The organism is Streptomyces sp. NPDC012466, assembly GCF_042955215.1.
Lineage (GTDB): Bacteria > Actinomycetota > Actinomycetes > Streptomycetales > Streptomycetaceae > Streptomyces.
Genome location: NZ_JBIBEQ010000001.1, coordinates 857939 through 871216, shown reverse-complemented (window position 1 = coordinate 871216; position 13278 = coordinate 857939). Strand labels below are relative to the sequence as shown.

Annotated in this window: 10 protein-coding genes and 1 pseudogene; 7 read left to right on the top strand and 4 right to left on the bottom strand. The window is 72.0% G+C overall.

The features are described 5' to 3' along the window. Positions 1-313: 313 nt before the first annotated feature. Together ACFY9E_RS03925 and ACFY9E_RS03920 are read right to left on the bottom strand one after the other, a co-directional pair. Positions 314-1723 (bottom strand): DUF2252 family protein, encoded by a 1410-nt coding sequence (locus tag ACFY9E_RS03925; RefSeq protein ID WP_390979064.1) that lies wholly within the window; start codon positions 1721-1723, stop codon positions 314-316. 3 nt (positions 1724-1726) lie between these two features. Further along, positions 1727-2305 carry an ion channel gene (locus tag ACFY9E_RS03920; protein WP_390979062.1) on the bottom strand — a complete coding sequence of 193 codons (579 nt, stop codon included), beginning with the start codon at positions 2303-2305 and terminating at the stop codon, positions 1727-1729. Positions 2306-2484: 179 nt separating this feature from the next. On the opposite strand from ACFY9E_RS03920, the gene ACFY9E_RS03915 reads away from it, so the two are divergent. Together ACFY9E_RS03915 and ACFY9E_RS03910 are read left to right on the top strand one after the other, a co-directional pair. After that, on the top strand, positions 2485-2958 hold the full coding sequence (locus tag ACFY9E_RS03915) for a PLDc N-terminal domain-containing protein (protein ID WP_390979060.1): 474 nt from the start codon (positions 2485-2487) through the stop codon (positions 2956-2958). A gap of 32 nt (positions 2959-2990) precedes the next feature. After that, complete coding sequence (locus ACFY9E_RS03910; RefSeq protein ID WP_390979058.1) at positions 2991-3407, top strand: hypothetical protein; 417 nt, start codon at positions 2991-2993, stop codon at positions 3405-3407. An 11-nt stretch (positions 3408-3418) separates the two neighbouring features. On the opposite strand, the gene ACFY9E_RS03905 is transcribed toward ACFY9E_RS03910, so the two are convergent. Further along, positions 3419-5464 carry a SpoIIE family protein phosphatase gene (locus ACFY9E_RS03905; protein ID WP_390979056.1) on the bottom strand — a complete coding sequence of 682 codons (2046 nt, stop codon included), beginning with the start codon at positions 5462-5464 and terminating at the stop codon, positions 3419-3421. Positions 5465-5615: 151 nt separating this feature from the next. Here ACFY9E_RS03905 and ACFY9E_RS03900 point away from each other — a divergent pair, with 151 nt between their 5' ends. Both ACFY9E_RS03900 and ACFY9E_RS03895 read left to right on the top strand, forming a co-directional pair. Next, a complete protein-coding gene (locus ACFY9E_RS03900; protein WP_390979054.1) occupies positions 5616-6449 on the top strand; it encodes an alpha/beta fold hydrolase in 834 nt (277 codons plus the stop codon). Between the two features lie 224 nt (positions 6450-6673). Next, entirely contained in the window at positions 6674-10570 is a 3897-nt protein-coding gene (locus ACFY9E_RS03895; protein WP_390979052.1) for a glycoside hydrolase family 2 TIM barrel-domain containing protein, read from the top strand. Positions 10571-10597: 27 nt separating this feature from the next. Here the strand turns inward: ACFY9E_RS03895 and ACFY9E_RS03890 are convergent, their stop codons facing one another. Beyond that, positions 10598-10960 (bottom strand): metalloregulator ArsR/SmtB family transcription factor, encoded by a 363-nt coding sequence (locus tag ACFY9E_RS03890; RefSeq protein ID WP_033309205.1) that lies wholly within the window; start codon positions 10958-10960, stop codon positions 10598-10600. 143 nt (positions 10961-11103) lie between these two features. Here ACFY9E_RS03890 and ACFY9E_RS03885 point away from each other — a divergent pair, with 143 nt between their 5' ends. The 3 genes and pseudogenes from ACFY9E_RS03885 to ACFY9E_RS03875 form a co-directional block, all read left to right on the top strand. After that, on the top strand, positions 11104-12573 hold the full coding sequence (locus ACFY9E_RS03885) for an AlkA N-terminal domain-containing protein (RefSeq protein ID WP_390980295.1): 1470 nt from the start codon (positions 11104-11106) through the stop codon (positions 12571-12573). A 9-nt stretch (positions 12574-12582) separates the two neighbouring features. After that, on the top strand, positions 12583-13065 hold the full coding sequence (locus tag ACFY9E_RS03880; protein ID WP_390979050.1) for a methylated-DNA--[protein]-cysteine S-methyltransferase: 483 nt from the start codon (positions 12583-12585) through the stop codon (positions 13063-13065). A 36-nt stretch (positions 13066-13101) separates the two neighbouring features. Continuing rightward, positions 13102-13182 (top strand): annotated as a pseudogene (locus ACFY9E_RS03875) (VOC family protein); the annotation flags it as partial. Positions 13183-13278 lie beyond the last annotated feature (96 nt).

Genomic DNA, 13278 nt, shown 5'->3' with positions numbered 1-13278 from the left:
GTGGCCGGACACCCGGCCGGCGGGGCGATGGACCTGCCCCGGTGGGGAGCCCTCGGCCGCCTGGCGGAGACCGACTACCTGACGGTCGGCCCGTTCGTCTCCGGCCCGCGGCGGCCGTCGACGACGCGGCGGCCGCTCCGGACGCGTCCCCGGTCCTGCCGTCGAGGCGTTGAGCGCTCGCGAGCGGGACGTGCTGTGCCGACGGCGAGCTGACGCCGACGGGGGTGGTCGCCGCCGACCTCCACGTGGGGCTGCCGATCCGCGTCCCCCAGCTGGGGCCCGGCGGTGTGGAGATGCACCGAGGGACGGATGCTCACTCCGCCGCGGCGTGCACCCGGCCTGAGCGGACCGCCTCGCCGAGCGCTTCGAAATCCCGCTCGTTCTGATCGGCGTACGCCTGCGCGAACACGGTCAGCGCGCGGTCGAAGCGGTCGCCGCCGCCCAGGTAGGCCGCGATGGCGACGGGGTCACCGGAGCGGGCGTGGGCGCGTGCCAGGCTCGCCCCGCACAGCTCCCCGAACAGCCGGAGCAGACCGGGGTTCATGGTCTCCGGCCGGGCGATGCCCTTCCAGTCCCGCAACTGCCGCACGTAGAAGTCCCGCTCGTGTCCGTCGAGCCCCACCGCGTGGGTCCAGCCCAGCAGGATGTCGCTGGTCGTCTGGATCAGCCGCTGGCCCGCCACCACGCGCCGGCCCTGGTTGTCCCAGCGGTCGCCGCCCCTGTGGGCGGCGAGCACCGACTCCTGTGCCTCCTTGGCCTGGAGCAGCAGCGGATCGTCGTCGTCCCGGCCCAGGAGCAGCACGATCCAGCAGCGGGTGCCGACACTGCCGACCCCGACCACCTTGCGGGCGATGTCCACCGGGCGGTAATGACGCAGCAGATGCCGGCGCTCCGACGACAGGGTCCGTGCGTAACCCTCCAGGACGGCGCGCAGTGCGTGCTCCTGGCCGTGCGGCGAGGCGTCGGTCACGAGGTCCCGCAGCGGGGTGATCAGCGGTGGGTCCGGCGTGATCCGCCGCCCCTCGGCCGTGGCCCGGGTGAGTTTCGCGTAGGCCTGCATATGGGTGCGCGTCCGGGCGCTCGCCGTGGCCTTCGCGGTGCGGCGCCGGGCCTCCTTGGACAGCGACGCGGACATCAGCTCCCGCAGGTGGTCGGCGTCGTCCTGGGCGTACCAGATGTCGAGGGTGCGCATCCCGGCGAACTCCCGCATCCGGCGCCGGTAGGCCCGGACACACGCCTCCACCGCGCTGTTCTGCTCCGCCGCCGAGAAGCCGTTGGCCCGGCCCGCGATGACGAAGCCGGCCGCGAGCCGTTTGACGTCCCACTCGAACGGGCCGGCGAGCGTCTCGTCGAAGTCGTTGATGTCGAAGACCAGATGGCGCTCCGGCGAGGCCAGCAGCCGGAAGTTCAGCGGATGGGCGTCTCCGCACAACTGCACCCGCAGCCCGGTGTCCGTGGTGGCCCCGAGGTCCGCCGCCATGACCGCCGCCGCGCCGCGGTAGAAACGGAACGGGGACTCGAGCATGCGGCCGTAGCGGATCGGCACCAACTCCGGTACGCGGGTGGCCGACTGGCGCTGCACCACCTCGACCGGGTCGAACCGGTCCGGCCCCTCCTCGAACCCGGCGTGGGCCGAGCGCGGGACCCGCCGCCGTGCGCGCCGGCCCGCGGCCGCTCGCTCGGCCGGTGACACGAAGGTCGTGAAGGGGCTCGGTACGGTCATGGCTCAGCGCTCCGGCCGTGAGGGGAAGTCGTCCGAGGGCTCCCGGCCCTGCCGGCGCAGTCCCGCCTGCACCGCGCCGGCGAGGATCCGTGCCGCCACGCCCACCAGCAGCAGCCCGCCCGCCATCTGCATCATCGTCAGCGTCCGCCCGGTCTGGGAACGGGCCGTGATGTCGCCGTAGCCGACGGTGGTGAAGGTGGTCAGCGTGAAGTACAGGGAGTCCGTCTTGGTCAGCGGCTCGCTGAACGAGCCCGGGGTGGAGTGCTCCAGCAGGAAGTAGGCGCCCGCGAAGAGCAGCAGGAACAGCGCCAGCGTCGTGCCCAGGGCCTCTACGGCCTTCAGCCGGGGGTAGGGCGAGGCCACGATGGCCCGCACCTCCCACCAGAAGACCACGACCACCAGCAGCAGTCCGCACCCCAGCAGCACCGAGTCGCCTCCCGTGCCGCGTCCGTCCAGGGGCAGCACGTAGTAGACGGTGACGAGCCCGGCCGCGATGAGCGCGGCACGCACGAGGGCCGAGACCGCCGCGCGCCGCCGACGCCCCGGCCGCCGCCGGTGCGGTGCCTGCGCTGCATCGTCCATCGCCGTGTCTCTCGGTCTCGGTCCGGCCCCCGGACGCCCCGCGGGGCCTGTTCACCACCTCAGCGCTCTCACGCCGCACACGGATCACCCGCCACGGGTGAGGCGGCCCGGCCCGGCCCCGGGCAGGCTGAGGTCGACGGGGACGGTCGCCGGGCCTGCCCCGGGGACGGAGGACCGACATGGACGCGCAGACGACCTACCTGGCGTACGACTTTCCGCTGCTGGGCGCCTTCTGGTCGATGCTGTGGTTCTTCCTCTGGATCATGTGGTTCGTCCTGCTCTTCCGGGTGGTCCTCGACATCTTCCGCGACGATTCCCTGAGCGGCGGGGCCAAGGCCGGTTGGCTGATCCTGTGCGTCCTCCTGCCCTTCCTGGGCGTGTTCGTCTACGTCCTCGCCCGCGGCCGGAACATGGGCCGCCGGGAGACGGACCGGGCCCGCGCTCAGCAGCAGGCTCTCGACAGCTACATCAGGGAGACCGCCCGGGGCGGCGAGGGACGGCCCAGCAGCGTCGACGAGCTCGCCAGGCTGTCCGACATCCGCTCCCGCGGCGACATCACGGACGAGGAGTTCCGCAGGGCGAAGGAGCTGGTACTGAGCGGCTCCGCAGCATCGGGAGCCTCGGCCCCCGGTACCCCCACCTCCGGTCGCTGACCGCGCCGGACCCAGCAGAAGCGAGGTAACAGATGGCCGCCACACACCCTACGCACGGGCACACGACAGCGAAGCACGGCCTGGCCACCGGCATGATGGTCTTCGCGGCCGTCATGCTGATGATCGCCGGAATCCTGGCCGTCTTCCGCGGCATCGCGGCGATCGCCGAGGACGAGGTCTTCGTCTCGACCAGCAACTACATCTTCGCGTTCGATCTCACCGGCTGGGGCTGGATCCACCTCATCCTGGGTGTGGTCGCCGTGCTCGTCAGCATGGGCCTGTTCCAGGGAGCGGGCTGGGCGCGCGTCACCGGCGTGGGCATCGCCGGACTCGTCATCATCGCGAACTTCCTCTCCCTGCCGTCCTACCCGGTCTGGTCCGTGGTCATGATCGCGATGTCCGCGTTCATCATCTGGGCCCTGTGCACCCCACGCAGGGGTGACGCCTGAGCCGTCGGGGCTCAGCCCCGCGTGCGGACCAACAGCAGAGCCACGTCGTCGTCCGGTTCGGGACTCAGCGCGCTGAGCAGACTGTCGCTCGCGCGCTGAAGGCTGTGCCCGGCGTTCCTCAGCAGCCGTGTCAGCGTGTCGAGACCGGTGTCGATGGGCTCCGCGCGGTTCTCGACCAGCCCGTCCGTGTACAGGGCGAGCAGGGAGCCCGGGGCGAGTTCCACCTCCAGCGTGCCGAACTCCACCCCGCCGACCCCGAGCGGGACACCGCCCGGAATGTCGAGGAGCGCCGCGTCGCCGTCCGGCCCGGCGAGCACCGGCGGCAGATGTCCGGCGCTGGACAGCTCGCAGGTGCCGCGCCGCAGGTCGCACACCGCGTACACACAGGTGGCGATCGCGTCGCCCAGCGAGCCGGCGATGTCGTCGAGGTGCCGCAACAGCTCGGCCGGTGGCAGGTCCAGCCGCGCCAGCGCCCGCGTCGCCGTGCTCAGCTGCCCCATGATCGCCGCCGCCTGGACGCCCTTGCCCATGACGTCCCCGACGACCAGCCCGGTGCGTCCCGGGCCCAACGGCAGGACGTCGTACCAGTCGCCGCCGACCTCGCTGAGGGCCGGGCGGTAGCGGGCGGCGATGTCCAGTCCCTCCCGCTCGGCGGGCGTGCTGGGGAGCAGGCTGCGCTGCAGGGTCAGGGCGGTGCCCCGTTCGCGGCCGTAGAGGCGGGCGTTGTCGATGCAGATCGCGGCGCGGGCGGCGAGCTCCGAGGCGAGCACCTGGTCACGGTCGTCGAAGGGGAGCTCGTTGACCGTGCGGTACAGCGACAGCGTGCCGAGCACCTTGCCCCGGGCCATCAGCGGCAGGGCCAGGTAGGAGTGGGCACCGGCCTCGTGCAGGGCCTGGGCGGCCCGCGCGTCCCGGGCCAGGCGCCGCAGCATCTTGGCGTCCACGTGCTCGACCAGGACCGGGCGGGCGTTGCGGACGCACTGCGTGATGATTCGCGACGAGCCGTACGTGGCCAGCTCGCCCACCGGGTCGGCGGCGTGGATGGCGTCGGTGGGGTAGCCGGCCGCGACGGCCAGCGCACGGAACTCGGCAGGGGCGCCGCCCGACACGGGCACGATGGTGCCGCCGGCCACGACGGACTCCAGGACGTCCACGGCGGCCAGGTCCGCGAGCTGCGGCACGACCGCGTCGGCCAGCTCCCGGGCGGTCTGCTGGAGGTCCAGAGTGGTGCCGATCTTCACGCCCGCGTCGGCGATCACCGACAGGTGCTGGCGCGCCTGCGCGACCTCGGCGGCGGCCTGCTGGCGCTCGGTGACGTCCAGCACGGCCATCGCGAGCCCGAGCACCCGGCCGTCGGTGTCCTCGATGCGGTGGTACGACTCCGAGTAGGCCCGGTCCTGGACGTCCGCCGCCGTCCGGCCGACGGTCTGCTGGTCGAGCAGCGGCCTGCCGGTCTCCAGGACGTGCCGCATCCGGGCCTCGATGGTCTCCACGTCCAGATCGGGCAGCACCTCGCCGATCCGGCGCCCCAGCACGGCCTCCTCGGGCACGCCGTTGATCCGCTCCAGGGCGGGGTTGACCCCGACCCAGCGCAGCTCGTTGTCGAAGACGGCGATGCCGAGCGGGGTCTGGTTGACGAGGCTGTGCGAGAGGGCGAGGTCGCGCTCCACCTTCCGTACGGTCGACGCGTCCGTGGCGAGTCCCAGCAGGTGGGGCTGACCCTCGGGGTCGAGGAGGCGCATCGTGCGGAACTCCACGGCGCGTTCCGTGCCGTCGCGGTGCCGCAGCGGGAAGACACCGGCCCACCGGGCGCCCGTGCTGACCTGGGCGAACAGCTCCCTGCCCCGGGATCTGTTCTCCGGGGACACCAGGAGGGTGTCGGCGCGCTGACGCAGGGCCTCCTGTGCGCTCCAGCCGAGCAGCTGCTCGATCTCCGGGCTCCACAGCGCGATGTGCCCGCCCGCGTCCAGGACCACGGCCGCGACCTTCAGCAGGTCCAGCAGCCCACCGGGCGCGGCCGTGACGGCGTCGCGGTCCGAGGTCGCATACCCGTTCATGCGAGCCGCTCCTTCCGGCGCGGCAAAGGTACCGCCAAGATCTGTTGCGCGGGCTGTCCGATGAGGTCACATTACGGTCGGGAGAGCGGCACTGTCGCGCCGAAATGACAAAAAACGCGCGGGTCGGTACCCGCGGGGAGGGGGTGGCGTCGTGGGGGACTGGACGCTGCGGGAGAGCCTGGTCACCGCGTCGGGAACCGTGCGCTGGGACCGGCTCGGCGACCCCGGCGGCGAGCCGGTCGTGCTGCTGCACGGGACGCCCTTCTCCTCGTTCGTGTGGCATGAGATCGCCCCCGCCCTCGCCGCCGCCGGGCACCGCGTGCACGTGTGGGACATGGCCGGTTACGGCACCTCGGCCATGCGCTCCGGCCAGGATGTCTCACTGGGCGCCCAGGGCCGGATCTTCACCGAGTTGCTCGCCCACTGGGGATGGGAGGAGCCGGCGGTCGTCGCGCACGACTTCGGCGGGTGTGTGGCACTGCGTGCCCACCTGCTGCACGGGGTCCGCTACCGGCGGCTCGCGCTGGTCGATCCGGTGGCCCTGGAGCCCTGGGGTTCCCCCTTCTTCCGGCTGGTCGGGGAGCACAGCCAGGTCTTCGAGCAGCTCCCGGCGGCTCTGCACGAAGCCCTGGTGCGCGAGTACGTCTCCTCCGCGAGTCATCTCGGCCTGCGGCCCGCCACGCTCGACGCGCTCGTCGGGCCGTGGACGGGGGAGGAGGGCCAGGCCGCCTTCTACCGGCAGATCGCGCAGGCCGACCAGCGCTACACCGACGAGATCCAGCCGCTCTACCCGACGATCGAGCTGCCCGTCACGGTGTGCTGGGGTACCGAGGACACCTGGATTCCCTTCGCCAAGGGGCAGGAACTCGCCGCCCTGATCCCCGGGGCGCGGCTGGTGCCCGTCCCGCAGGCCGGCCATCTCGTCCCGCTCGACGCGCCCGCCCGGCTGGTGAGCGAGTTGCTGGGCTTCCTCACGACGGACTAGAGGCCTCCTGACGCCGGATAACCATCAGGACCGCACAAAGTCCGATGGGGTCATTGCTTCGGTTGTGTTCGAGTCCTAGGGTGTGCCTGCTCAGCAGTTGCTCCGTCACCGTCAGTTGCACGCGTACCAACAGAAACACCCATCACGGATGGGACGTTGGGGACCGCATCTGACATGCCCTCAGTCCGTGCAGCACCCTGTCGAACCGAGGAAGGCCAACGGTCATGCCGCACCCGCACTCGCACCCCTCTCCCGCCGACCGGCCGGTCGTCAGCCGCCGCCGACTGCTGGAGGGAGGAGCCGCCGTGCTCGGCGCGCTCGCCCTGTCCGCGTCGCCCGCCGCGGCGTACGCGGCCGGCCGGCGCCCGGCGGCGGACGGCCCGCCGGAGTGGAACGACGGCCTGGCCACCTACCGGATCGGCACCGAGCCGCCGCACACCACCCTCATGCCGTACGCGGACCTCGGACAGGCGCTGAAGGCCGACCGCGAGCGCTCTCCGTACCGCCTGAGCCTGGACGGCACCTGGAAGTTCGCCTACGTGGACCGCCCCGACGACCGGGACACGGACTTCTACCGCACCGACGTCGACGACTCCGGCTGGGACACCATCCCCGTGCCCTCGGCCTGGCAGATGCACGGCTACGACTTCCCGATCTACGTCAACATCACCTACCCCTGGTGGGGCCCCAACGGCGGTGGTGAGGACGCCCAGCCGCCGGCCGCCCCGACCCGCTACAACCCCGTCGGCCAGTACCGCCGTACGTTCACCGTGCCCCGCAACTGGAAGGGCCGGCGCACCTTCCTGCACTTCGAGGGCGTCAAGTCCGCGCACTACGTGTGGATCAACGGTGAGCTGGTGGGCTACCACGAGGACTCCTACACCTCCGCCGAGTACGACATCACGCCCCACCTCAAGCCGGGCACCAACCAGATCGCCGTCGAGGTGTACCGCTACTCCGACGCGGAGTGGCTGGAGGACCAGGACATGATCCGGCTGAGCGGCATCTTCCGCTCGGTCCACCTCTTCTCCACGCCGAGCGTGCACCTGCGCGACTTCCGCCTGGACACCCCGCTCGGCGACGACTACACCTCCGCCGAGCTCAAGGTCACCGCGCACGTGCGCGACTACGGCGGCGAGGGCGGGGGCCGCCACACCGTCGAGACCCAGCTCTACGACGCGCGCGGCCACGCCGTCTGGTCGCGGCCGTTGAACGGGTCCGTCGACGTCCCGGACGGCGACGAGGCCACCGTCGAGGCGTCCAGAGCCGTCCCCGCGCCGAAGCTGTGGTCGGCCGAGCACCCGAACCTCTACACCGCCGTGCTGCGCCTGCGCGACCCGTCCGGCAAGGTGGTCGAGACGCTCTCGCACCGGGTCGGCTTCCGCGAGTTCGCGCTCAAGGACGGCCTGATGCGCATCAACGGCAAGCCGGTCTCCCTCCGCGGCACCAACCGGCACGAGATGCACCCCGTCACGGGCTCGGCGCTCACCCGCGCGCAGATGGTGCAGGACATCGAGATCATCAAGCGGCTCAACATCAACAGCGTCCGCACCTCGCACTACCCCAACAACCCCCTGTGGCTGGAACTCGCGGACGAATACGGCCTGTACCTCGTCGACGAGACCAACCTGGAGACCCACGGCATCCGTGACAGGTTCCCGGGCAGCGGCCACCCCGAGTGGACCGAGGCGTGCGTGGTCCGCGCCCGGAACATGGTCCACCGCGACAAGAACCACGCCTCGGTGGTCATCTGGTCCCTCGGCAACGAGGCGGGCGGCGGCACCACCTTCAACGCCATGCACGACTGGATCCGCTCCTACGACCCCACCCGCGTCATCCAGTACGAGGGCGACGACCGACCGGGCATCAGCGACATCCGCTCCGAGATGTACGACAGCCCGCAGCGGGTCGAGCAGCGCGCCAAGGACACGAACGACACCCGCCCGTACGTGATGATCGAGTACTCGCACGCGATGGGGAACTCCAGCGGCAACTTCAAGAAGTACTGGGACATCGTCCGCCGCTACGACGTCCTCCAGGGCGGCTGGATCTGGGACTTCGTCGACCAGGCCCTGCGCTGGCCCACCCCCACCCGCAAGCTGCTGACCGAGTCCGGCCCGGGCTCGCTGCGCGGCGAGATCATCGCGCCCGCCGGCACCTTCGACCGCGCCAAGGGCATCTCCGGCGGCACCGTCTTCCCCCGCGACAGCCGCCTCGACCTCACGGGCTCCCTCACGCTGGAGGCCTGGGTCACCCCGCACGTGACCGGCTTCCACCAGCCGATCCTCGCCAAGGGCGACACCCAGTACGCCCTCAAGCAGACCGACAGGAACCTGGAGTTCTTCATTCACGGCGGCGGCCAGTGGGTCACCGCGAGCTGGGCGCTGCCCGACGGCTGGACCGGTAAGGAGCACCACATCGCCGGCGTCTTCGACGCGGACGCGGGCACGCTCACCCTGTACGTCGACGGCCAGGTGCGCGGCACCAGGACCACCACCCGGCGCCCCGCCGACAACACCGCGTCCCTGTCGCTCGCCACCGACATCGACAACCCGACCCGGGAGTTCAGCGGCACCATCCGCCGGGCCCGGGTGTACGCCCGCGCCCTGAGCGCGGCGGAACTGGCCTCGGACACCCGCAAGCCGGACGACGAGGGCGTGCGCTTCTGGTTCGACGCCGCCACCGCCGGCTTCACCGAGAAGCGCCCGCGCGACAAGACGTTCTACGCCTACGGCGGTGACTGGGGCGACAACCCCAACGACGGCGCCTTCGCCGGGGACGGCATCGTCCTGCCCGACCGCACGCTCACCGGCAAGTCCGCCGAGGTCAAGCAGATCTACCAGGCCGTCAACGTCACCCCGGCCACGGGCGGCCCCGGCGCCATCACGCTCACCAACGAGTACCTGTTCACCAACATCCGCGAGTTCGAGGGCCGTTGGTCCCTCGTCGCCGACGGCGAGGTCGTCCAGCGCGGCCGGCTGACCCGCGAGCAGCTGAACGTCGCCCCGCTCAGCAGCAAGGACATCAAGATCCCGGTGCGCCTGCCCGCCAGGCCCGAGCCCGGCGCGGAGTACTTCCTCCAGCTCTCCTTCACCACCAGGGAAGCCACCAAGTGGGCGAAGGCGGGCTTCGAGGTGGCCAAGCAGCAACTCGCCCTCGACGCGGGCGCCCCGGCCGTGCAGCCCGTGCCGTTGCGCGGCGTGCCCGCCCTCAGCCACACCGACGGGGACAAGAGCGTCACCGTGAAGGGCAAGGGCTTCACCGTCACCGTCGACAAGAGCACCGGCACCATCACCTCGTACGAGGCGGGCGGCACACCGCTCATCACCTCCGGCCCCGTCCCGAACTTCTGGCGGGCGCCCACCGACAACGACCGCGGCAACGGGCAGCACACGCGCAACCAGATCTGGCGCGACGCCGGAGCGAAGCGGAAGGTGGCCGACGTACGGGTGCGGCCCCTGGACGACCGGGCCGTCGAGGTCACCGTCACCGGCACGCTGCCCACCGGCACCGAGTCCACGTACAGCACGACGTACACGGTCTTCGGCAACGGCGAGATCAAGGTCGACAACACCCTGCACCCGGGCGCGGCGAACCTGCCGTACATCCCGGAGGTCGGCACCCTGCTGTTCCTGCCGCGGAGCCTGGACCGGCTGCACTACTACGGCCGGGGTCCCGAGGAGAACATGTGGGACCGCAACGACGCCACCGACGTGGGCCTGTACTCCGGCACCGTCTCCGGGCAGTGGACCCCCTACCTGCGTCCCCAGGAGAACGGCAACAAGACCGACGTGCGCTGGGCCGCGCTGACCGACGGCAGGGGGCGGGGGCTGCTGGTGTCCGGTGAGCCGCTGCTGGAGGTCAACGCCTCGCGCTTCACCCCCGAGGACCTGTCCGTCGGGGCCCGCCACGACTACCAGCTCACCCCCCGGGACGCGGTGGTCCTGCGGGTCAACCACCGCCAGATGGGCGTGGGCGGCGACAACAGCTGGGGAGCGCACACGCACGACGAGTTCAAGCTGCTCGCGGGCCGCGACTACGCCTACACCTACCGGCTGCGTCCGCTGACGCGGGTGAGCGAGGCGATGGAGGCCTCGCGACGGCCGACGGCCACCCGCTAGAACCCGACGTGTGACAGCGACGCCGCCTCAGTCGGCGGCGTCGCTGATGCCCAGACGCAGATGCTCCACGTGGTAGACGGCCTGGTCGAGCAGCTCGGCGACATGGTGGTCGTGCAGCGCGTAGACCACCGAACGGCCCCGCCGCTCGCCCACGACCAGGCCCAGGTTGCGCAGCAGCCGCAGCTGGTGCGAGCAGGCCGACTGCTCCATGCCCACCTCGGCGGCCAACTCCGTGGCCGGCAGCGGGCCTTCGCGCAGCCGCGCCAGGATCAGCAGCCGGGAGGGTGTGGACAGGGCCTGGAGCGTGGTGGCGACCTTCGCGACGTTGTCCGCGTCCAGGCGTACGCGCTCGCCTGCGTCCTGCACGGGGGTGACGGCTCCATGACCCATGGCGTCATCGTACCGGCCCCACACGAACACATGAATGAATCTTCATCTGTGCCGGTGGGGCGGTGCCGGGCGGGCACGTCGATGTCGGATTCTCGCCAGCCCGGCGCCGCCCCGTGCCGGATGCTGGACCCATGCAGATGGGGATGCACACCGACACCGAGCGCTGCGTGCGCGCCGTCCGATCCAAGGACGCGCGGTTCGACGGCTGGTTCTTCACGGCCGTCCTGACCACCGGCATCTACTGCCGGCCCAGCTGTCCGGTGGTGCCGCCCAAGCCGGAGAACATGGTCTTCCACCCCAGCGCTGCCGCCTGTCAGCAGGCCGGGTTCCGGGCCTGCAAGCGCTGCCGGCCCGACACCAGCCCCGGCTCACCGGAGTGGAACCAGCGCGCCGACCTCGTCGCCCGGGCCATGCGGCTGATCGCCGACGGTGTCGTGGACCGCGAGGGCGTGCCCGGCCTCGCCGGCCGGCTCGGCTACAGCATCCGGCAGGTCGAGCGGCAACTGCTCGCCGAACTGGGCGCGGGCCCTCTCGCGCTCGCCCGCGCCCAGCGCGCCCAGACGGCCCGGCTGCTCATCGAGACGACCGCCCTGCCCATGGCGCAGATCGCCTTCGCCGCCGGCTTCGCCTCGATCCGCACCTTCAACGACACGGTCCGCGAGGTCTTCGCCCTGCCCCCGAGCGAGCTGCGCGCCCGCGCGCCGAAACGGCAGGGTGCGAGCACCCCCGGCGCGCTCTCGCTGCGACTGCCGTTTCGCGCCCCGCTCAATCCCGACAACCTCTTCGGCCACCTCGCGGCGACGGCCGTGCCCGGCGTGGAGGAGTGGCGCGACGGCTCCTACCGCCGCACCCTGCGCCTCCCGTACGGCCACGGCATCGTGGCCCTCACCCCCAATTCGGACCACATCGCCTGCCGCCTCACCCTCAGCGACCTGCGTGATCTGACCGTCGCCATCAGCCGCTGCCGCCGCCTGCTCGACCTGGACGCCGACCCCGTCGCCATCGACGACCAGCTCCGCACGGACCCGGTGCTGGCGCCCCTGGTCGACAAGGCACCCGGCCGGCGCGTGCCCCGCACGGTCGACGAGGCCGAGTTCGCCGTCCGGGCCGTGCTCGGCCAGCAGGTCTCCACCGCCGCCGCCCGCACCCACGCGGCCCGCCTGGTCACGGCGCACGGCGAACCGGTCGAGGACCCCGAGGGCGGCCTCACCCACCTCTTCCCGGCCCCCGAAGCCCTCGCGGCACTCGACCCCGAGACCCTCGCGATGCCGCGCACCCGCCGGGCGACCTTCACCACCCTGGTCCGCGGTCTCGCCGACGGCGAGCTCCACCTCGGCGTGGAGAGCGACTGGCCGCAGACCCGCGCCCAGCTCCTGGCCCTGCCCGGCTTCGGCCCCTGGACGGTGGACGTCATCGCCATGCGCGCCCTCGGCGACCCCGACGCCTTCCTCCCCACCGACCTCGGCATCCGCCGAGCCGCCCGGGAACTGGGCCTGCCGTCCACCCCGGCCGCGCTCACCGCCCGCGCGGCGGCCTGGCGCCCCTGGCGGGCCTATGCGGTCCAGTACCTCTGGGCGACCGACAGCCACCCGATCAACTTCCTTCCGGTATAGGGATGTTCGATGAAGCAGCACACCGTGACCGACAGCCCGTACGGCCCGCTCACCCTCGTCGCCGACGACGGCGTCCTGTGCGGCCTCTACATGACCGGCCAGCGCCACCGCCCACCGGAGGAGACCTTCGGCCCCCGCGACCCCACCCTGTTCACGGAGACGGAGGAACAGCTCAAGGCCTATTTCGCGGGCGAACTCGAGGAGTTCACCGTCCCGCTGCGCCTGCACGGCACCCCGTTCCAGCGCACCGTCTGGGAGCAGCTGCGCCGTATCCCCTACGGCGAGACCCGCACCTACGGCCGGCTCGCCGGCATCCTCGGCGCCCCCAACGCCTCCCGGGCGGTCGGCCTGGCCAACGGCCGCAACCCCATCGGCATCATCGTCCCCTGTCACCGCGTCATCGGTGCGAACGGCGGCCTCACGGGATACGGGGGCGGCCTGGAACGCAAGCAGCGCCTGCTGGACTTCGAACGCGGGACCGCGCTGTTCTGACCCTCCCCACTCGTCAATTTTGACCGGACTCCTCGCATGCCGGAGAAGACGATCCCGATCCTGCCCTGCCGGGCCCTCCCGCCCGTCCTCGACGTCTCCACCGCCCTCGGCTTCGAGCGTGCGGACGTCGTGCGGCGGCTCGGCGACGAGGAGGCGACCGCGACCGCCCTGGCCCGGGCCGCCGCGCTCGTCCTCCCCGAAGCCGAGCGGGAC

Excerpts from the sequence above, each read along its gene's own strand:
- ACFY9E_RS03905 (WP_390979056.1), bottom strand. The coding sequence starts at position 5,464 with ATGAACGGGTATGCGACCTCGGACCGCGACGCCGTCACGGCCGCGCCC.
- ACFY9E_RS03920 (WP_390979062.1), bottom strand. The coding sequence starts at position 2,305 with ATGGACGATGCAGCGCAGGCACCGCACCGGCGGCGGCCGGGGCGTCGG.
- ACFY9E_RS03910 (WP_390979058.1), top strand. The coding sequence starts at position 2,991 with ATGGCCGCCACACACCCTACGCACGGGCACACGACAGCGAAGCACGGC.
- ACFY9E_RS03915 (WP_390979060.1), top strand. The coding sequence starts at position 2,485 with ATGGACGCGCAGACGACCTACCTGGCGTACGACTTTCCGCTGCTGGGC.
- ACFY9E_RS03890 (WP_033309205.1), bottom strand. The coding sequence starts at position 10,960 with ATGGGTCATGGAGCCGTCACCCCCGTGCAGGACGCAGGCGAGCGCGTA.
- ACFY9E_RS03895 (WP_390979052.1), top strand. The coding sequence starts at position 6,674 with ATGCCGCACCCGCACTCGCACCCCTCTCCCGCCGACCGGCCGGTCGTC.
- ACFY9E_RS03885 (WP_390980295.1), top strand. The coding sequence starts at position 11,104 with ATGCACACCGACACCGAGCGCTGCGTGCGCGCCGTCCGATCCAAGGAC.
- ACFY9E_RS03925 (WP_390979064.1), bottom strand. The coding sequence starts at position 1,723 with ATGACCGTACCGAGCCCCTTCACGACCTTCGTGTCACCGGCCGAGCGA.
- ACFY9E_RS03880 (WP_390979050.1), top strand. The coding sequence starts at position 12,583 with ATGAAGCAGCACACCGTGACCGACAGCCCGTACGGCCCGCTCACCCTC.